16 protein-coding genes and 1 pseudogene are annotated in these 17,928 nt (G+C 76.1%); 15 read left to right on the top strand and 2 right to left on the bottom strand.

What is annotated here, in order from left to right; genetic code table 11:
• The first annotated feature begins 274 nt into the window (after nucleotides 1-274).
• The 4 genes from ACF0H8_RS15460 to ACF0H8_RS15445 all read left to right on the top strand — a co-directional run bounded on the left by ACF0H8_RS15460 (nucleotide 275) and on the right by ACF0H8_RS15445 (nucleotide 6,328).
• Complete coding sequence (locus ACF0H8_RS15460) at nucleotides 275-1,654, top strand: glycosyltransferase (RefSeq protein WP_395289781.1); 1,380 nt, start codon at nucleotides 275-277, stop codon at nucleotides 1,652-1,654.
• Nucleotides 1,651-3,651 (top strand): nitrous oxide reductase family maturation protein NosD, encoded by a 2,001-nt coding sequence (locus ACF0H8_RS15455; protein ID WP_395289780.1) that lies wholly within the window; start codon nucleotides 1,651-1,653, stop codon nucleotides 3,649-3,651. The genes ACF0H8_RS15460 and ACF0H8_RS15455 overlap by 4 nt, the downstream gene beginning before the upstream one ends.
• Nucleotides 3,648-4,730 carry a hypothetical protein gene (locus tag ACF0H8_RS15450; RefSeq protein WP_395289779.1) on the top strand — a complete coding sequence of 361 codons (1,083 nt, stop codon included), beginning with the start codon at nucleotides 3,648-3,650 and terminating at the stop codon, nucleotides 4,728-4,730. Before ACF0H8_RS15455 ends, ACF0H8_RS15450 begins: the two co-directional genes overlap by 4 nt.
• Nucleotides 4,731-4,924: 194 nt before the next feature.
• On the top strand, nucleotides 4,925-6,328 hold the full coding sequence (locus ACF0H8_RS15445; RefSeq protein WP_395289778.1) for a UDP-glucose dehydrogenase family protein: 1,404 nt from the start codon (nucleotides 4,925-4,927) through the stop codon (nucleotides 6,326-6,328).
• Here the strand turns inward: ACF0H8_RS15445 and ACF0H8_RS15440 are convergent.
• Nucleotides 6,325-6,825: a DUF3515 family protein gene (locus tag ACF0H8_RS15440; RefSeq protein ID WP_395289777.1), complete on the bottom strand. Its 501-nt coding sequence runs from the start codon at nucleotides 6,823-6,825 to the stop codon at nucleotides 6,325-6,327. The two genes, ACF0H8_RS15445 and ACF0H8_RS15440, sit on opposite strands and share 4 nt — an antisense overlap.
• Nucleotides 6,826-7,146: 321 nt before the next feature.
• Here ACF0H8_RS15440 and ACF0H8_RS15435 point away from each other — a divergent pair, with 321 nt between their 5' ends.
• From ACF0H8_RS15435 to ACF0H8_RS15405, 7 genes and pseudogenes are all read left to right on the top strand, one after another.
• On the top strand, nucleotides 7,147-8,139 hold the full coding sequence (locus ACF0H8_RS15435; RefSeq protein WP_395289776.1) for a thiamine-phosphate kinase: 993 nt from the start codon (nucleotides 7,147-7,149) through the stop codon (nucleotides 8,137-8,139).
• Between the two features lie 63 nt (nucleotides 8,140-8,202).
• Entirely contained in the window at nucleotides 8,203-9,690 is a 1,488-nt protein-coding gene (locus ACF0H8_RS15430) for an SDR family oxidoreductase (protein ID WP_395289775.1), read from the top strand.
• 243 nt (nucleotides 9,691-9,933) lie between these two features.
• Nucleotides 9,934-10,212 carry a hypothetical protein gene (locus ACF0H8_RS15425; protein WP_395289774.1) on the top strand — a complete coding sequence of 93 codons (279 nt, stop codon included), beginning with the start codon at nucleotides 9,934-9,936 and terminating at the stop codon, nucleotides 10,210-10,212.
• A 217-nt stretch (nucleotides 10,213-10,429) separates the two neighbouring features.
• A pseudogene (locus ACF0H8_RS15420) lies at nucleotides 10,430-11,062 on the top strand (DUF4397 domain-containing protein); the annotation flags it as partial.
• A gap of 1 nt (nucleotide 11,063) precedes the next feature.
• The gene (locus tag ACF0H8_RS15415; RefSeq protein ID WP_395289773.1) at nucleotides 11,064-11,432 is read left to right on the top strand and encodes a class F sortase; all 369 of its coding nucleotides are present in this window, start codon (nucleotides 11,064-11,066) and stop codon (nucleotides 11,430-11,432) included.
• Entirely contained in the window at nucleotides 11,425-12,036 is a 612-nt protein-coding gene (locus tag ACF0H8_RS15410; protein WP_395289772.1) for an RNA polymerase sigma factor, read from the top strand. Before ACF0H8_RS15415 ends, ACF0H8_RS15410 begins: the two co-directional genes overlap by 8 nt.
• Nucleotides 12,023-12,859 carry an anti-sigma factor domain-containing protein gene (locus tag ACF0H8_RS15405; protein WP_395289771.1) on the top strand — a complete coding sequence of 279 codons (837 nt, stop codon included), beginning with the start codon at nucleotides 12,023-12,025 and terminating at the stop codon, nucleotides 12,857-12,859. Before ACF0H8_RS15410 ends, ACF0H8_RS15405 begins: the two co-directional genes overlap by 14 nt.
• On the opposite strand, the gene ACF0H8_RS15400 is transcribed toward ACF0H8_RS15405, so the two are convergent.
• On the bottom strand, nucleotides 12,820-13,383 hold the full coding sequence (locus ACF0H8_RS15400) for a MarR family winged helix-turn-helix transcriptional regulator (protein ID WP_395289770.1): 564 nt from the start codon (nucleotides 13,381-13,383) through the stop codon (nucleotides 12,820-12,822). The two genes, ACF0H8_RS15405 and ACF0H8_RS15400, sit on opposite strands and share 40 nt — an antisense overlap.
• 74 nt (nucleotides 13,384-13,457) lie before the next feature.
• Here ACF0H8_RS15400 and idi point away from each other — a divergent pair, with 74 nt between their 5' ends.
• From idi to crtI, 4 genes are read left to right on the top strand one after another with little or no spacing between them, the layout of a single operon-like run.
• Nucleotides 13,458-14,054, top strand: coding sequence for an isopentenyl-diphosphate Delta-isomerase (gene idi, locus ACF0H8_RS15395; protein WP_395289769.1), 597 nt, complete (start codon nucleotides 13,458-13,460; stop codon nucleotides 14,052-14,054).
• Complete coding sequence (locus ACF0H8_RS15390; protein ID WP_395289768.1) at nucleotides 14,051-15,244, top strand: polyprenyl synthetase family protein; 1,194 nt, start codon at nucleotides 14,051-14,053, stop codon at nucleotides 15,242-15,244. The genes idi and ACF0H8_RS15390 overlap by 4 nt, the downstream gene beginning before the upstream one ends.
• On the top strand, nucleotides 15,241-16,218 hold the full coding sequence (locus ACF0H8_RS15385) for a phytoene/squalene synthase family protein (protein WP_395289767.1): 978 nt from the start codon (nucleotides 15,241-15,243) through the stop codon (nucleotides 16,216-16,218). The genes ACF0H8_RS15390 and ACF0H8_RS15385 overlap by 4 nt, the downstream gene beginning before the upstream one ends.
• On the top strand, nucleotides 16,215-17,852 hold the full coding sequence (crtI, locus tag ACF0H8_RS15380) for a phytoene desaturase family protein (RefSeq protein WP_395289766.1): 1,638 nt from the start codon (nucleotides 16,215-16,217) through the stop codon (nucleotides 17,850-17,852). The genes ACF0H8_RS15385 and crtI overlap by 4 nt, the downstream gene beginning before the upstream one ends.
• Nucleotides 17,853-17,928 lie beyond the last annotated feature (76 nt).

Here is a 17,928-nt window from a genome sequence, read left to right as displayed (position 1 = left end):
CCCGGCGCGCGTCCGGACGGGCGCCGCTGTTTTCTGGAGCTGCCCGGGAGACAGGCCCGGGGGCGGGACAGGTCTCGCAGACCGCGGCGTTGCGGCCGTGGTCCGGCGCGCCCGGCACGGCCGCGGCGCTGCCACCGCCGGCGCCGGGAACCGGTGCGGAGCCAGCCGCTCCGCCGACGTCCCCGCCGCCGGTCGCACCAGCCGCCGTGGTGGTGCCGTGGCACCACCGGCGGACGTCCCGGGCCCGCGCGCCCTGTCACCTTGTGAGGCCTGCATGTCCTTCGTCCTTGCCTCGGGCAGCGACCCGCGTCTCCCCGCCGTGGAGGCGTCCGGCGGCGCGCCCGAGGCCCTCGTCGTCGCGATCCAGAGCGCCTGGAACGGCACCGTCGCCAGTCTCGGCGCCACCTTCGGCCAGGGCGGGCAGGGCCTGGCCGTCCTGACGCACTACTTCCCGCTCGCCGTCGCGGGCACCATCGTCTGGGGCCTGTGGCTCTACCGGTTCCTCATGTCCCGCCGGTCGCGCCCGATCGTGTCGGGGTTCCGCACGAGCACCTCCGTCGTCGTGCCGTCGTACCACGAGGACCCGGACATCCTGCTTGAGTGCCTCGAGACCTGGCGGGCGCAGAGCCCGGACGAGATCATCGTCGTCCTCGACGTCGCCGACCTGGAGGCCTACGACCGGATCACGGCCCTCGGAGACCCGCGCGTGTCCGCCGTCCTGTTCCACCACGTCGGCAAGCGCTCGGCGCTCGGCGTGGGCATCCGGCGGGCCCGCGGGGAGGTCGTCGTCCTCGTCGACTCGGACACCCAGTGGTGCCCCGGCCTGCTTGAGGCCGTGCAGATGCCCTTCGCGGACCCGCGCGTGGGCGCCGTGAGCACGCAGCAGAACGTCTACCAGCGTGAGACCAGCGTGTGGCGGCGCATCGCGGACTGGATGGTCAACCTGCGCTACCACGACTACGTCCCGGCCATGGGGCGGGTCGGCGCGGTGCCGTGCGTGTCCGGACGCACCGCCGTCTACCGTCGCAGCGCGATCCTGCCGCTCCTGGACAACCTGGAGAACGAGTTCTTCCTCGGGCGCCGCTGCATCGCGGGCGACGACGGCCGCCTCACCTGGCTCGTGCTGGCGTCCGGGTACCGCACCGTGCACCAGTCCTCCGCGCGGGCCCTGTCGATGTTCCCGGCGACCTTCCGCGCCTTCGTCAAGCAGCGGGTCCGTTGGAGCCGCAACTCCTACCGCTGCTACCTCACCGCCGTCGCCAAGGGCTGGCTGTGGCGGGTGCCGGTCATCACCCAGCTCACCGTGCTGCAGATCCTCCTGACCCCGCTGACGATGGGAATGACCCTGACCTACCTCGCCCTCTCTCGGCTGGAGCTCACCCCGGCCGGGGTGGCGCTGGCGGCGGCGTGGCTGCTGCTCGGGCGTGGCATCCGCGGCGCCTCGCACCTGCGGCGCCACCCGCGCGACGTGCTCCTGCTGCCGCTGATGGCGGTGACCGTGATCCTCGTGGCCCTGCCGATCAAGGCCTACGCCTTCGTCACCATGAACAAGCAGGGTTGGCTGACGCGCCGCGCCGACCAGGTGGGCGGTGACGGCCAGGGGGCCGCGACGCTCGCCCGGCCCGCGCTCGCGACCGCGGGGGCGGCGGCATGACGCGCCAGAGCCGCGGCCGGGCCGGCCGCACGCCGAACCGGGCGGGCGTGGCGGCGCGCCGGCGTGCGGGCCTCCGCACGACGAGCTCGGTCCGGGTGGCGGCGCCCCGACGGGCGGGCATGCGCAAGGCGAGCGTCGCGACGGCGCTCGTGCTTGGTGCCCTCGCCGCCCTGCCGTCCGGGGCGGCCAAGGCGGGGGAGCGAGACACGGTCGACGCCGTCGCCGAGCTCGGCGGGGCGGCGGTCCGGACGCCGGCGGCCTGGGCCGCGACCACTCCGGACGCCCCGAGCCCCCCGGCAGCTGAAAACGGCGACGCGGACGGCGCACCCTCAGTCACCTACCCCGGCGACCCGCGGACCGAGCCGGAGCTCGTGGCCGCCGAGCAGGGCCGCATCAGCGACCTGCAGGCCGTGACCAGCCCCTTCCCGCACCGGTGGGAGGACGTCGGTGGCCCCTACCGGGTTACCACCGACCCCGTGGCGACGCTGGTCCTGCCGGCACGCCAGGAGGCCTACACCCCCGCCGAGCTCGTGCAGACCGCCCCTGACTCGTGGTCCGCCCAGAAGGACGGCAGCTACCTCGTGCGAGAGCACACCCTTGTGCTCGCCGGGGCGACCCTCGCCGTCGGGCAGGGCGCCGGCGCGACGGTGCGGCTGAGCAGCGGGCCCGACGGCTTCGCCTCGATCGTCACCCTCGGTGGCGCCCTGCAGCTCGTGGGCGGCCCCGGCGCACCGGTGCAGGTCGCCAGCTTCGACCCGCTGGCGTGGGGCCCGGACACGGTGACCGGGGATGGACGGGCCTACGTGAGGGTGCTCGGCGGCCGCGCGGAGCTGACGCACGCCACGTTCGCCGCGCTCGGCTTCTGGGGCGGCCCCACCGGCGGTCTCGCGGTGACCGGCACGGCGCCCGCCCACGACGTGCGGCCTGACGGCCTCGCCCAGGCCGAGGGCGGCGTGCTGCCGCAGTTCGAGGTCGCCCGGGAGGCGGCGGCCGAGCGGGACGCCGTCAGCGTGTCGCTCGACGACGTCCACGTGCGGGGCAACGCCTTCGGGGTGTTCGTGACCAATGCCGCCGGCGTCGACATCACAGGCACCACCGTGCGCGAGAGCCTCGTGGACGGCATGGTCCTTCACCGCAGCGTCACCGACGCCGAGGTCACCCGCTCCTCCGCGACCGGCAACGCCGGCGACGGCTTCGTCGTCGCCCGCGGGAGCTCCGGCCTGTCCTTCTCCGAGGTGGTCGCGACCGGCAACGGGCGGGACGGCCTGCATGTCGACGGGCGCCCGCTCGCCGACGGGCCGAACCCCGCCGGCACGGGCGTGACGGAGTCGGGCGGGCACACCGTCCTGCGCGGCACCTTCGCGGACAACGGGCGCTACGGGGTCCACGTCGCCGGCGGCACCGGCTTCACCCTGACCGACTCGGCGGTGCGGGACAACGAGATGGGCGTCGTCGTCGGCGCCGGCGCCCAGGACGTCGCCCTGGTCGCCAACGATGTCACCGGCCACCGGCAGGGCATCGCGCTGCGCGACGACGTGACCGGTGCGCGCGTCGCCCGCAACACCCTCAGAGGGGGGGAGACCGGCGTCTACGTCCGCAACGCCACAGCCACCATCGAGGACAACGAGGTCGCAGACGTCGCCCGCCACGGGATCACGGTCGTCGGGCGGGCCGAGGGCACCGAGGTGGTGGACAACACCGTCTCCGGCACCGGGCCCCGCCCGATCGACTCTGAGCGCGCCGTCGGCGCCGTCGTCGAGGCGAATGCCGTGGACGGGTGGGTGGTGAGCCGCTCGCTCTCGGAGATCACACGCGCGGTGTTCCAGCCCCTCACGCTGATCTGGCTCGGCGTCATGACCCTCGTGGTCCTCTCCGCCGTCGCCCGTGCGCGCGCGCGGCGCGAGGGGATCCGCCACCCTTACGAGTCGTACGCACCGCTGAGCTCCTTCACGGCGGGTGTCGTGGATCGAGCCGCAGCCGAGGAGGTCCGGGCATGACCCCGCGCAACGGCCTCGTGGCGGCGGCCCTGGCCGCCGTCCTCGGCCTCGTGGTCGTGTTCGTCGTGACGGGCCGGGAGCCCGCACCTCAGCGGCCGGCGGCGGCACGGAGCGCCGGCCCGACGGCGGAACCCACCGCGGCGCCGTCGGGCGCCGCGACCGCGCCGGGCGGGGCCGGGCGGTACGAGGACCTGCGGTGCCCCGCGCCGACCCTGGCCGCGAGCACTGCCGAGGAACTCGAGGAGGCCCTGGTGGCGGCCCGGCCCGGCGACGTCATCACCCTCGCCGACGGCACCTACCAGGGAAACTTCACGGCTACGGCGTCGGGTACGCCCGAGGCGCCGATCTGGCTGTGCGGCCCCGGCGCGGTCCTCGACGGCGGCGACGTCGAGGACGGGTACGTGCTCCATCTCGACGGCGCCCGGCACTGGAACGTCGTCGGCCTCACCGTGCAGAACGGGCAGAAGGGGATCATGGCCGACGGCACGGTCGGCTCGCGGCTCCACCGCCTCACCGTCCGGCACATCGGCGACGAGGCCATCCACCTGCGCCGCTTCAGCACCGACTCCGTGGTCAGCGCGAGCACCGTCAGCGACACCGGGCTCCGCCGGGCGAAGTTCGGCGAGGGTGTCTACATCGGCACTGCCGAGAGCAACTGGTGCGACGTCACCGGCTGCGAGCCGGACCGCAGCGACCGCAACACCATCGCGGGCAACCACATCAGCGGCACCACCGCCGAGGCGATCGACGTCAAGGAGGGCACCAGCGACGGCGTCATCGCCGGCAACCTGCTCGACGGCGCGGCGATGGTCGAGGCGGACTCGTGGGTGGACGTCAAGGGCAACGGCTGGCTCGTGGAGGGCAACACCGGCACGAGCTCGCCGATGGACGGCTTCCAGACCCACGAGATCCTCGAGGGCTGGGGCGACCGCAACGTCTTCCGCGGCAACGCCGCGGCCGTCGACGGCCCCGGCTTCGGCTACTCCCTGACCCCCGCGCTCGGCAACGTCGTGGAGTGCAGCAACACCGCCGAGCGCGCCGCCGAGGGCACCACCAACGTCGAGTGCGCGTCGCCGTAGTCCCGCGGCTGTCGCGGGTCCACCCCACGCCCGCCGCCACGACCCCGGAACCGGTCCGGTAGACCTGCCCGACCCGGCGGGCACCACCTGACCACCCCCACACGCGCCGCCTCCACCGGCACGACCCACCAGCACCACCGAAAGGCACCGCAGGACCCGTCCGGCATGAAACAACCAGTCCCAAGGAGCTCAGCATGGTCACCACCGACACCGCGCCCCGCCCCCGCCTCACCGTCATCGGCACGGGCTACCTCGGCGCCACCCACGCGATCTGCATGGCCAGCCTCGGCTACGACGTCCTCGGCGTCGACGTGGACCGTCGCAAGATCGAGGCCCTCGCCCGCGGCGAGGTGCCCTTCTACGAGCCCGGCCTGGCCGAGATCCTCGCGAGCGTGACGACGTCGGGCCGGCTGCGGTTCACCGACAGCTTTGCCGAGGCGGCCGCCTTCGGCGACGTCCACTTCGTGTGCGTGGGTACCCCGCAGGCCGCCGGCTCCTCCGCCGCCGACCTGACCTACGTCGACGCGGCGTTCACGGAGCTGGCGTCCCACGTCACCGGCCGCGCCCTGCTTGTCGGCAAGAGCACCGTGCCCGTAGGGACGGCGGAGCGGCTCGCCGCACTCGTGGCGGGAACCTCGCCGGCCGGCGCGGCGGCCGAGGTGGCGTGGAACCCTGAGTTCCTCCGCGAGGGGTATGCGGTGGAGGACACCCTTGCGCCGGACCGGCTGGTCTTCGGCATCAGCTCGCCGTGGGCCGAGGAGCGGCTGCGTGCGGCGTTCGCGCCCGTGCTCGACCGTGGCACCCCGCTGGTGACGACGGACCTGCGCACCGCCGAGCTGGTCAAGGTGGCCGCCAACGCCTTCCTCGCCACCAAGATTTCCTACATCAACGCCATGGCCGAGGTCTGCGAGGCGACCGGCGCGGACGTCAGCCTGCTCGCCACGGCGCTGTCGTACGACTCTCGCATCGGCGGCCGGTTCCTCAAGCCGGGACTGGGCTTCGGCGGGGGCTGCCTGCCCAAGGACATTCGCGCCTTCGCCCACCGTGCCGAGGAGCTGGGCGTGGGGCAGGCGGTGTCCTTCCTGCGTGAGGTCGACGCGATCAACCGGCGGCGCCGCACCCGCACCGTGGACCTTGTGCGCGAGCTCACCGGCGGTTCCCTCGAGGGCAAGCGGGTGGCGGTGCTGGGCGCCGCGTTCAAGCCCGACTCCGACGACATCCGAGACGCGCCCGCTCTCGACGTCGCCCGCATGCTGCACGAGGCCGGAGCCATCGTCACGGTGTATGACCCGGCCGCGATGGACAACGCGCGCCGCGCCTACCCGGACCTGGCTTACGCGCCGACGCTGGCTGCAGCGGTGGACAACGCGGACGCCGTCGCGATGCTCACCGAGTGGGCCGAGTTCCGCGACGCGTACCCGGCGGCGCTCGGCGAGCTCGTGGCCCAGCGGCGGATCGTCGACGGGCGCCACGCCCTCGACGCCGACCGCTACCGCGCCGCCGGCTGGGAGTACCGCGCGCTGGGCCGCCCGGCGGACCCGCGGACCGTCCCGCTCGTGCAGGACGTTCGCGACCGAGTCAGGGCCGCCGAGGTCTAGGAGACGTCACCGGCGCCGACGCAGGTCCGCTCGGCAGGGCTGAGCTGGACGGCGGAGCCGAGGTCGACCAGGAAGGCCGTGGGCTGGCCGGTCACCTGCTCCACGGGCACCACGACCTCGATCGCGGGCTCCCGACCGTAGGTGACGAACGACCAGGAGCCCTGGCCGGTCTCCGTCTCCTCGCCGCCCTCCAGCTGGATCCAGTCCACCGTGGTGCCGTCGCCCTGGTCCACGCTCAGGCACCGGTCGGTCGTCGGGCCGGGCGGGGTGACGCCGCACCGGACCGACACCGGCGGGTCGCCCCACGCGGTGGTGGCCTGCGCGGTGGTCGAGCGTCGCTCCAGGCCGCCGAGCTCGTCGGGAGTGGCCTGGATGATCCGCGCGCATGTCGGGCCGGGGGCCGCCTCGCCGGCGGAGAGGGTCACCGGGGTCGCACACCCCGCCAGGAGGGCTGCGCCGGCGAGCACGACTGCCGGGCGGCGGAGGGTCAGGGGCACGGGCTCACTGTACGTCGGTGCCCCCGCCGCGACGGAAACCGCGGCGCCGGGCCGGCGTCCCGGCTGGGCAGAGGTGGCTCCGGTGCTTACCGCGACCGTTGACGTTGTGGGGGTTGGGCGGGCGCGGGTGTGACGTTGTGGGGGTGGGGCGGGCGCGGGTGTGACGTTGTGGGGGTTGTGCGGGCCGCTGAGAGCCCCACAACGTCACAGTCGGGAGGCGCCGACAAACGGCCGCCGCGATGAGCCGCCGCGACGGCGAGGGGGCGCGATGCCGGACTGGGCAGGCAGCGGCGGGCGGGACGCGCCCGTTACCGTGACCTCGTGACCCCGCCCGCCGAGCCCACCGTCGCCGACCTGAGCGAGGACGAGCTGATCGCCTCGTTCGTCCCCCTCCTGCCGCGCGGCCGCCACACGCTGGTGCCCACCGGCGACGACGCCGCGGTGGTCGCGGCGCCCGACGGACGCTTCTGCGTCTCGACGGACGTGCTCGTCGAGGGCCACCACTTCCGGCGCGACTGGTCGACCGCCGCGGACGTCGGCTGGCGCGCCGCCGCGCAGAACCTCTCCGACGTCGCGGGCATGGGCGCGGAGCCGACGACGCTCGTCGTCTCGCTGGTGCTGCCGCCCGCCACGCCGGTGGCATGGGTGCACGAGCTGTGCCGTGGCCTCGCCGAGGCGTGCGCCCCGCTGGGCGTGGGCGTCGACGGCGGCGACCTCTCGGCGGGGGAGGAGCTCGTCATCGCCGTCACCGTCCACGGGGACCTGGACGGGCGGGCGCCGGTGCTGCGCTCCGGCGCCCGGCCGGGCGACGTCGTCGCGCACGCCGGCGCGCTGGGCCGCAGCGCCGCCGGATACGCCCTGCTCTCCTCCGGGCGGCGCGGGGGCGCCGACGAACAGCTCATCGCCGGCTTCCTCCGGCCCCGCCCGGCGCTCGCGGCAGGGCCCGCCGCCGCGCGCGCCGGTGCCACGGCGATGATGGACGTCTCCGACGGGCTGCTGCGCGACGCCGGCCGGCTCGCCCGGAGCTCCGGCGTCGTCCTGGCGCTCGAGCCGGTCCAGGAGACCGTCCCCGCCGCCCTGGCGGAGCTGGCCGACGCCGCCGCGCGCCTCGAGATCGACCCCGCCGACTGGGTGCTGGGCGGCGGCGAGGACCACGGCATGCTGGCCACCTTCCCGGCGGGCGGGGCGCTGCCGGAGGGGTTCAGCGCCCTGGGCCGGGTGGACGCGGCGACGGCGGAGCACGCGGCCGGCACCGTCCTGGTCGGCGGCCGCCGCCCGGCGGTCAGCCCCGGCTGGGACCACTTCCGCCGCTGACGCCGGGCGTCCGGACGGCGTCCTCGCCGCGCCGCGGCGCGCGGGCGGCCGCACACTGGTCCGATGAGCCGGCCCGCGGCCCCGCTCGCCCTGGTCACCGGCGCGACCGGGTACATCGGCGGGCGCCTCGTCCCCGAGCTGCTCCGCGCCGGCTTCCGGGTGCGGACGATGGCCCGCCATCCCGACCGCCTCGCCGGGCGCCCCTGGCACGGCGAGGTCGAGGCGGTGGCGGCCGACGCGCAGGACCCCGAGCAGGTGCGCCGCTCCCTGGACGGGGTGGACGTCGCCTACTACCTCATCCACTCCCTCGGCTCCGGGCCGACCTTCGAGGCGCGCGACCGCCGGACCGCGCGCACGTTCGCCACCGCCGCCCGCGAGGCCGGGGTGGGCCGCGTCGTCTACCTCGGCGGGCTCCACCCGGACGCCGAGCGGCTCTCGCCCCACCTGGACTCCCGGCGCGAGGTGGGGGAGATCCTCCTGAGCAGCGGCGTGCCGACCACCGTGCTGCAGGCGGCCGTGATCATCGGCTCGGGCAGCGCCTCGTTCGAGATGATGCGCTACCTCACCGAGCGGCTGCCGGTCATGGTCGCGCCGAAGTGGTTCGACAACCGCATCCAGCCCATCGCGGTGCGCGACGTCCTGCGCTACCTCGTCGGCTCCGCCACCATGCCGCCGGAGGTCTCCCGCCCCTTCGACATCGGCGGCCCGGATGTGCTGACGTACCGGCAGATGATGCAGCGCTACGCCCGGGTCGCCGGGCTGCCGCCGCGCGTCATCCGCGCGGTGCCGGTGCTCACGCCCCGCCTCGCCAGCCTGTGGGTGGGGCTCGTGACCCCGGTGCCCGGCGGGCTCGCCCGGCCGCTGGTGGAGTCGCTCATCCACGAGGTCGTGGCCAAGGAGGACGACATCCGCGGCTTCGTGCCCGACCCGCCGGACGGGCTCATCGGCTTCGACCGGGCGGTGGAGCTGGCGCTGCAGCGCGTGCGGGAGTTCGACGTCACCACCACGTTCTCCTCCGCCTCCTTCACCGACGCGCCGAGCGACCCGCTGCCCGAGGACCCGGACTGGTCGGGCGGCAGCCTCTACGTCGACGACCGCGAGACGGTGGTGGACGCCGACCCCGCGACCCTGTGGTCGGTCATCGAGGGCATCGGCGGCGCGCGTGGCTGGTACTCCTGGCAGCTGGGCTGGGTGGCGCGCGGGGTGATGGACAAGGTCTTCGGCGGCCCGGGTCTGCGCCGCGGCCGGCGGCACCCCGACAGGCTCGCGGTCGGCGACGCGCTCGACTGGTGGCGGGTGGAGAAGGTGGAGGAGGGCCGCACGCTTCGCCTGCGCGCCGAGATGCGCCTGCCGGGGCTGGCCTGGCTGGAGCTCGTCGCGGACGCGGACGGCGGCCGCACCGTCTTCCGCCAGCGGGCGATCTACCACCCGCACGGCCTGCTCGGCCAGGCGTACTGGTGGGCCGTGGCACCGTTCTACGGCGTCGTCTTCGGCGGGATGCAGCGCAACATCACCCGCGCGGCGGAGGAGCGCGCCCGCGCCCGGGTCTGAGGCGGCGCGCCCGATCCGCGGCCCGGGCCGGGCCGACCGATTGCGCCAGGTCGGCGTGACGGCCTCCTACCTGGTGTGCCTGGTCGGCTCGTTGATCGGCGTGGGGATCTTCGGCGGCACGCCCATCGCCGAGGCCGCCGGCGGGGTGCTTGCCTCCGACGCGACCTTGCTGGCCCCGGCGTCGCGGGCGTTCTCGGTGTGGAGCGTCAGCTACGCGGGGCTCGCGGCTTTCACGGTCTGCCAGTGGGGGCCGGGGCGGGGTTCGAGGGCGCCGGGGTGCCGGCGGTGTGGGCCGTCGCCGTCCTCGGCGTCGTCGCCGGGGTAGGCGTGGCGCTCGCGGCGTACGGGCGCGGCCGGCTCGCCGTGGCCGCCACGCTCGCCTGGGGGCTGGCGTGGATCGCGGTGGCGCGAGGCACGGGCGACCCGGCCTCCGCGCCGACGGCGCTTGCCGCGGGCGTCGCCGCGGCCCTCGTGCTGGCCGCCGCGGCGGTGGCCCGCCTGCGGCGCCCCGCCCGGGCCTGAGCGTCACCGCGCGGGCCCGGCGGACGCCGCCTGGCCTCCGCGGAGCCGATCGCGCCCTGCGTGGGCCGGACACGGCGGCGGCACCCGACCCGTCCCGGCAGGGGCGCCGGGCGGGGCGTCGAAGTTGCTCCGCGTGCGCTGCATCCGGACCCGGCCGCCCGCCGGAATACCTGTCGTCAACCACCGCCCCGCCGGGGCACGACGACGGAGGAACATCATGCGCACTCGCACTGCAACGCTCTCAGCGGTGGGCATGGCCGCGGCCGTCACGCTCGCCGCGGCGCCGGCCCAGGCGCAGGAGCACGACGCCAGCGTCGCGGTCCTGCACGGCGTGCCGGACCTGACCGTGGACGTGTGGGTCAACGGCGAGCGCACGCTCGACGACTTCACGCCCGGCGAGCTGGCGGGGCCGCTGGAGCTCCCGGCCGGGACGTACTCGGTGGCCGTCACGGCCGCGGACGCCCAGGACGCCAGCTCCCCGGCGATCGGACCGGTGGACCTGCCGCTCGAGGCGGGCGGGAGCTACACCGCGGTCGCGCACCTCGGCGAGGGCGGCGACCCCACCGCGACGCTGTTCGCGAACGACACCTCCCCGACGGCTGCCGGCGAAGGCCGCCTGGTCGTGCGTCACGTGGCCGCCGCCCCCGCGGTGGACGTGCTCGCCGGGGGGCAGCCGGTGAACACCGACCTGGCCAACCCGGACGAGGCCAGCCTGGACCTGCCGGCCAGCACAGTCTCCGCCGCCGTCGCCGCGGCCGGGACGACGGAGCCCGTCCTCGGCCCGGCCGACGTGCCGGTCCAGGAGGGCACGGCCACGATCGTGTACGCCTGGGGCAGCCTCGCCGGGAACCTTGGAGATCCCGCCGGACGCGGCGCGGGCGGGCTGGTACCGCTTCGGGCCGGGGGTGGGGGAGGACGCCGGCACGGTCGTCGTCGCCGCCCACGCCGGTTCCCTGATCACCCCGCACGGGCCCTTCTACGACCTGCGCGAGGCGGCGCCGGGGGACCGGGTGACGGTGACGGGCACGGACGGCACCGAGCACCTCTACGAGGTGGTGACCGTCGAGCGGCTCGCCAAGGCCACGCTCGACCTCACGGGCTACTTCCGCCGTGACGGGGACCCCCGGCTCGTGCTGGTGACCTGCGGCGGGGAGTGGGACGAGGCCCGCCGAAGCTATGAGGACAACATCATCGCCACGGCTATCCTCGTCAGTGGGTGACCGCGGTGACCCCTCCACCACCGCCGGCGCCCCGCCACGGGGGGTGGTAGTCGTCGACGATGACGCGGAACAGGATCGGCTGGGCCGGGACTTCCGGTCGGGGCGCCCCGAGGCGATCCGGGCCGCCTACGAGCGGTGGTCGCCCCTGGTGTACACGATCGCGCTGCGCTCGCTCGGTTCCGTCGCGGACGCGGAGGACGTCACCCAGCAGGTGTTCGTCGCCGCGTGGCGGGGACGCTCCGGCTTCGACCCGGACCGCGGGCAGCTCGCGTCCTGGCTGGTGGGCATCACCCGGCACGCCGTGGCCGACGTGCACGGGCGCCGCGCCCGGGAGCGGCGGGCAGCCGACGCCGCCACGACCGACGCCGAGCGGCCGGCGGCGGCCGCGGAGGACGCCGCCCAGGTCGTGGACCGGGTGGCCGACGCGCTGGCCCGGCTGGGCGAGCCCCAGCGGCAGATCCTCGCGCTGGCGTTCTACGAGGACCTCACCCACACCCAGATCGCCGAGCGGCTCGACCTGCCGCTCGGCACCGTGAAGTCGCACATCAAGCGCAGCCTGCAACGCCTGCGCAGCCGCCTGGAGGTGGCCGATGCAGCATCCTGACGAGGAGACCCTCGCGCTCCTCGCGCTCGGCGAGCACGCGGCGGGCGCCGCCCTCGCCCAGCACATCGCCGCCTGCCCCCTGTGCCAGGCGGAGCTCGCCGCGCTCACCCGCGTGGCGAAGGCGGGCCGGGCCCGGCCCGGCGGCGGGCTGGAGGCGCCGTCGGACGTGGTGTGGGCGCGGATCGCCGACGAGCTCGGCATCGAGGAGGGGGAGGCGCCCCCGCCCGCCGACGCCGGGGCCCCACGGGCCGCCCCGGCCCCGCCCGCCGGGCCGGACGCCGCCGTTCCGGGCACCGCCCCCGCGGCCTCCGTCCGCGACCGGCGGGACGGCACCACGGCCGGGCCGCCGCGGGCGCCGGCCCTGCCGGGCCCGGCGCGGCGCCCGGGCCGCCGCGACTGGTGGCGGCGCCGGGGGGCGTGGGCGATGGCCGCGAGCTTCCTGCTCGGCGTGGCCGGGACCGTCGGGGTCCAGCAGCTGCGCGCGGCGCCGCCGCCCGCGGAGACGCTCGCCAGGGCCGAGCTGGAGCCGCTCGCCGGCTGGGAGGGCGAGGGCAGCGCCGTGGTGCGCGAGGTGGACGGGCGCCGCGTGCTCACCGTGCAGCTCGCCGTCGGAGCCGTGGGCGGCTTCCGGGAGGTCTGGCTCATCGACAGGGACCTCGGGCAGCTGGTCAGCCTGGGAGTGCTGACCGGCACCGAGGGACGGTTCGAGCTGCCGGAGGGGCTGGACCTGGACGAGTTCGCCATCGTGGACGTCTCCGACGAGCCCTACGACGGCGATCCGGCTCACTCGGGCGACAGCATCGTGCGGGGGGAGCTCGCCTGATGCGTCGGGGCGCCCGCGGTTCCGTCCGGTGCCAGCGGGCCGCCCTCGGCGTCGAGCTCCTCGGCCATGGCCGTGAGGAAGTGGACGACGGCGGCCCGCGCCTCGGGCGGGACGGCGCGGGCGATCTCCGCCATGCGGGCGTGCATGCGCCCCAGGCGGGCGCGGATCTCCTCGTGCGCGTGCGCGGTGGCGCGCAGGACGAGCGAGCGCCGGTCCCGTGGATGCGGCAGGCGCTCGAGGTGGCCGGAGGCCGTGAGCCGGTCAAGGAGCTTGGTCGTCGACGCGGTGGAGATGGCCAGGTGCCTGCTCAGCTGCCGGGGCGTGGGGAGCTCCCCGTGCCGCTCGGCGGCGATGACGAACTGCAGGGCCTGGACGTCGGTGACATTCATGTCCATGTCGGCGCTCATGCGCCGGCGTAGGTCCTGGTCGGCGCGGCGGAACCGGCGAAGGGCGCGGAGGACGGCGACGACGGCATCGTCGTCGGACTCGTACCAGTAGTGCTCGCTCGGGGTGTGCACGGTCACAGGCCTATGCTAGCGTGCCATATTACTAGCCAGGCTAGTTAATAGTCGGCTCGCTGACGAAATAGGGGTGTGAGATGACCATCACCGGAACCCCACCGGACGCAGCGGCCCTCTCGGGAACGCGCCAGGCACCGCCGGCTGACGAGGACGCTCCCGCGGCAGTCGCGCTCACGCCCGGGGCGCCCGCCGGCTCGGCGTCCCGCGAGGACGGTCATCCGGTCGGCCCGGTGCTGCACCCGGCGTTCTCCTGCTACCTCTTCGGCCCGGACGGGCGGGTCCTGCTGACGCGGCGGGCGCTGACCAAGCGGTCGTGGCCCGGGGTGTGGACGAACTCCTTCGGCGGCCGCCCCCGCGCGGGCGAGACCCTTAGTGCCGCGCTGGCGCGCCGGGCGGCGGAGCACCTCGGCGTGCGGGTGCACGACGCCGTGTGCGTGCTGCCGGGGTTCCGGGCCGCCGCGGGCGGCGCCCGCCACGGCGCCGGACCCGTCTACCTCGCGTGGACGCTCTCGCAGGTGGTGCCCCACGCCGCCGAGGTGATGGACACCCGCTGGCTCGACCCCGAGGAGCTGGGCCGCGCCGTCGTCTCGGCGCCCTGGGCGATGACCCCGTGGCTGGTGGCCCAGGTGATGGAGCTCGGCGGGCTGGACTCCACCACGGAGCTGGCGGGATGAGCGCCGGCGCGGGCGGTACCGCGGCCGCTGCGGGCGGTGCGGAGGCCGGTCCGGGGGACCAGCGCGGCACGGGGGCGGGTCCGGGGATCCGCCTCGGGACGGGGCCCGGTGCGGGAGAGGAGCTTGGCGCGGGGTTCGCTGCGGGAGACGAGCTGGGCACGAGGCCCGGCCAGGGCGCCGCCCCCGCCCTGGAGGGGTACCTCGACGCCGTCGCGGAGCGGGCGCAGGGCCTGGGCCCCGAGGTCGAGCTGCTGGTCCGCGCGCTGCGCCGGGCGGCCGGGGGCGGCAAGCGCCTGCGCCCGCGCCTGCTCACCGCCGCCTACCGGTCGCTGGGCGGCACCGACGAGCGGCTGGCCGAGCGGGTCGCCGCGGCCGTCGAGCTGCTGCACACGGCCTTCGTCGTCCACGACGACGTCATCGACGGCGACGACGTGCGCCGCGGGCGCCCGAACGTCTCCGGCACGTTCGCCGACGCCGCGACGGCCGCGGGCGCGTCCGATGCGGGGGCCCGCACCTACGCCACCGCCGCCGGCATCCTGGCCGGCGACCTCGCCCTCGCGGGCGCCGTGCGGGCGGTGGCGCTCGCGGGCGCGGACGCCGGCACCACCCGCCGGCTGCTGGACATGCTCGACCACGCGATCGTCGTCTCGGCGGCGGGCGAGCTGACCGACGTGCGGCTCAGCCTGGGCGGCGAGGCGTCCCTGGGGGACATCCTCACGATGGAGGAGCACAAGACTGCCGTGTACTCCTTCGTCCTTCCGCTCCAGGCCGGCGCCGTCCTGGCCGGGGCGCCGCCGGCGACGGTCGACGGGCTCGGCGAGGCAGGTCGCATGGTGGGGGTCGCCTTCCAGCTGCTCGACGACCTCCAGGGTGTCTTCAGCGACGAGGCGCTGACCGGCAAGAGCGCCCTCTCCGACCTCCGGGAGGGCAAGCTGACCCCGCTCGTCGCGCACGCCCGCACGACCGACGCCTGGCCTCGGATCGCGCCGTTCGTCGGGGACCCGGGGGTCACCCGCGCCGGCGCCGGGACGGCCCGCGAGCTGCTCGAGACGTGCGGCTCGCGACGGTTCGTCGAGGACCTCGCCGCCGGCTACGTCGCCGCCGCGCTGGGCGTCGCGGACGACCTGGGACTGCCCGCGGAGCTGGTCACGTGGGTCTCGGCGATGACCGGCGAACGGAGAGCGGCATGAGCACGACGAGCACCCGCCGGGCGCGCCGGGCGTCGGAGGCGCCCGCGACCGGCACGGCGCCCCGCGCCACGACCGTGCCGTCGCCACGCACGGCCGGCCCGCCGGCACCGGAGCCCGCCGGCGGGCCGGCGCCCTGCGCCGCCGTGTACGACGCCGTGGCGGACGCCGGTGCGGCGGCCGTCATCGCGGGCTTCTCCACCTCCTTCGGGTGGGCCTGCCGGCTGCTGCGCCAGCCCGTGCGCACCCGGGTCCGCAACGTCTACGCCCTGGTGCGCATCGCCGACGAGGTGGTGGACGGGCCGCTGGCCGCCGCCGACCCCGCCGCGGCCGCCCGGATGCTCGACGGGCTCGAGGTACAGGTCACGGATGCGGCACGGACCGGCTGGAGCACCAACCTGGCGGTGCACGCCTTCGCCCGCACCGCAGCGCGCTGCGGCATCGGGCCCGAGCTGACCGGGCCGTTCTTCGCCTCCATGCGCGCCGACCTCAGCGTGCGCACCCACGACGCGCGGAGCCTGGAGCGCTACGTCTACGGCTCGGCCGAGGTGGTCGGGCTCATGTGCCTGCGGGTCTTCCTCGCCGACGAGCCCGGCGCCGAGCGCGCGTACGAGGCGCTCGGCCCCGGGGCCCGCCGCCTCGGCGCCGCCTTCCAGAAGGTCAACTTCCTCCGGGACCTCGCCGCCGACCGCGACGAGCTGGGCCGGCGGTACCTCACGTCCGGCGGCTTCGCGGACGCCACCCGCGATGCCGTCATCGACGACATCGAGGCCGACCTTGCCGCCGCGGCCGCCGCCGTCCGGCACCTGCCGGCCTCCAGCCGCCGCGCGGTGGCCTGCGCTCACGGCCTGTTCGCCGAGCTCGCGGGCCGCCTGCGCCGCACCCCCGCCGAGACGATCCGCCGCACGCGCGTCCGCGTGCCGGGGCGGGTCAAGGCCCGGGTCGTGGCGGCCGCCGTCCTGGGCCGGCCGGCATGAGCGCCCGCACGACGACGGCACAGGCCCCGGTGGGCGCTCCGGGCACGACGGCGGCACAGGCCCCGGCGCGTCCCGGCCGGCGCCTCCTGGCCGGCGGGACCCGGTCGGCCGTGCGCGGGCGGCACCACGGCGGCGGGGAGCCCGCGGTGGTCGTCGGCGGCGGCATCGCCGGCCTCGCCTCCGCGGCGCTGCTCGCCGCCGAGGGCTACTCGGTCGACCTGCTGGAGCGGCGCGACGAGGTCGGCGGCCGGGCCGGCTCCTGGTCACGGGAGGGTTTCCGGTTCGACACCGGCCCGTCCTGGTACCTCATGCCGGACGTCTTCGACCACTTCTTCCGCCTCCTCGGCACCAGCTCTGACGCGCAGCTCGACCTCGGCGTCCTCGACCCCGGCTACCGGGTCTTCTTCGAGGCCCTCCAGCCGGGCGCCGGCGCCGGGCTCCGGGACTATCTCGCCTCGGCCGGGGAGGCCTACGACCTCGCCGTGCGCCGGTTCCTGTACACCACCTTCCAGTCACCGCTCGGGCTGCTGCACCACGACGTCGTGGGCCGTGCCGGCCGCCTCGCCGAGCTGCTCGGCCGGCCCCTCGAACGGTTCGTCGCCCGCCGGTTCGCCGACCCGCGCATCGCCCAGATCCTCGGCTACCCCGCCGTGTTCCTCGGCTCCTCCCCGGACCGGGCGCCAAGCATGTACCACCTCATGAGCCATCTCGACCTCGCCGACGGCGTCCTCTACCCGCAGGGCGGTCTCACCCGGGTCGTCGAGGCGGTCGCCGCCCTCGCCGAGCGGGAGGGGGCGCGGCTGCACACCGGCGCGGACGTCACCGCCATCACCACCGCACAGGGCGGTCGCAGGCACAGGGCCCGCGTGCGCGGGGTCCGCTACCGTGGCGGCGACGGCGCCGAGCACGAGCTCCCCGCGGAGGTCGTCGTCGGGGCGGCGGACCTCCACCACGTCGAGACCGAGCTGTTGCCGCCCGCCCTGCGGACCTACCCGCAGCGCTGGTGGGACCGCCGCGACCCCGGGCCCGGCGCCGTCCTGGCATTCCTGGGGGTAGAGGGAACCCTGCCCGAGCTCGCGCACCACTCGTTGCTCTTCACGACGGACTGGCGCGAGAACTTCGACGCGATCCGCCGCGGCCGGGTGCCGCGGCCGGCGTCGGCGTACGTGTGCCGCCCCTCGGCCACCGACGCCACGGTCGCCCCGCCCGGGGCGGAGAACCTGTTCGTCCTCGTGCCCGTCCCGGCCGACGTCGCGCTCGGGCACGGCGGGGACGACGGCGCCGGCAGCCCGGCGGTGGAGGCGGTCGCCGACGCAGCGATCGACCAGGTCGCGGCGTGGGCCGGCATCCCGGAGCTGCGCGAGCGGGTCGTCGTCCGGCGCACCGTCGGGCCTGCCGACTTCGCCCGCGACCTCCACGCCTGGTCCGGCGGCGCGCTCGGGCCGGCGCACACGCTGCGGCAGAGCGCGTTCCTGCGCGGCCGGAACGCCTCGGCGAAGGTGGCCGGGCTGTACTACGCCGGCGGCAGCACCATCCCCGGCATCGGGCTGCCGATGTGCCTGATCAGCGCGGAGCTGCTGGTCAAGCGGCTGCGCTCCGACGTCTCCAGCGGCCCGCTGCCGGTGCCGCTGTGACCCACCTGGAGTACCTGGGCGCCCTGGTGGTGTCCCGGTGACCGGCCTGGAGTACCTGGGCGCCCTGGTGGTGTCC

This window comes from Georgenia sp. AZ-5, from assembly GCF_043952095.1.
Taxonomy (GTDB): domain Bacteria; phylum Actinomycetota; class Actinomycetes; order Actinomycetales; family Actinomycetaceae; genus Georgenia.
This window is presented reverse-complemented; position numbering and strand designations above follow the sequence as displayed.

Excerpts from the sequence above, each read along its gene's own strand:
- ACF0H8_RS15460 (WP_395289781.1), top strand. The coding sequence starts at position 275 with ATGTCCTTCGTCCTTGCCTCGGGCAGCGACCCGCGTCTCCCCGCCGTG.
- ACF0H8_RS15455 (WP_395289780.1), top strand. The coding sequence starts at position 1,651 with ATGACGCGCCAGAGCCGCGGCCGGGCCGGCCGCACGCCGAACCGGGCG.
- ACF0H8_RS15450 (WP_395289779.1), top strand. The coding sequence starts at position 3,648 with ATGACCCCGCGCAACGGCCTCGTGGCGGCGGCCCTGGCCGCCGTCCTC.
- ACF0H8_RS15445 (WP_395289778.1), top strand. The coding sequence starts at position 4,925 with ATGGTCACCACCGACACCGCGCCCCGCCCCCGCCTCACCGTCATCGGC.
- ACF0H8_RS15430 (WP_395289775.1), top strand. The coding sequence starts at position 8,203 with ATGAGCCGGCCCGCGGCCCCGCTCGCCCTGGTCACCGGCGCGACCGGG.
- ACF0H8_RS15405 (WP_395289771.1), top strand. The coding sequence starts at position 12,023 with ATGCAGCATCCTGACGAGGAGACCCTCGCGCTCCTCGCGCTCGGCGAG.
- idi (WP_395289769.1), top strand. The coding sequence starts at position 13,458 with ATGACCATCACCGGAACCCCACCGGACGCAGCGGCCCTCTCGGGAACG.
- ACF0H8_RS15390 (WP_395289768.1), top strand. The coding sequence starts at position 14,051 with ATGAGCGCCGGCGCGGGCGGTACCGCGGCCGCTGCGGGCGGTGCGGAG.
- ACF0H8_RS15385 (WP_395289767.1), top strand. The coding sequence starts at position 15,241 with ATGAGCACGACGAGCACCCGCCGGGCGCGCCGGGCGTCGGAGGCGCCC.
- crtI (WP_395289766.1), top strand. The coding sequence starts at position 16,215 with ATGAGCGCCCGCACGACGACGGCACAGGCCCCGGTGGGCGCTCCGGGC.